At 33.0% G+C, this 264-nt stretch carries 1 protein-coding gene; it reads right to left on the bottom strand.

Annotated elements, in window-relative coordinates; translation table 11 throughout:
* A partial coding sequence (locus tag SB679_RS24765) for an outer membrane beta-barrel protein (protein WP_410704946.1) occupies positions 1-264 on the bottom strand: 264 nt, incomplete at both ends.

Below are 264 nucleotides of genomic sequence, written 5' to 3'. Positions count from 1 at the left end.
CTCCATTTCTGGAAATCCCGTCAAGAGAGGTAAATTCATATCTTATTCCTGCTTTCCCTTCCCATTTTTCATTAAATGCTTTGGATAGCGTTATATAAGAAGCCCAATCGTCCTCTTTATATGAAAAGTCATTACTTCTAATATTATCATAAATACTCGCTCCGTTTTCATAATTGAAAAACCCAAGCTCCGTATCAGTATTAAATCTTGTATATTTTCCACCGATTTCTCCTACGAATTTTTTGAATGGAAGATAAAAATCAA

The sequence above is a fragment of the Chryseobacterium sp. SIMBA_029 genome, assembly GCF_046535275.1.
Classification (GTDB): Bacteria; Bacteroidota; Bacteroidia; order Flavobacteriales; family Weeksellaceae; genus Chryseobacterium.
This window is presented reverse-complemented; position numbering and strand designations above follow the sequence as displayed.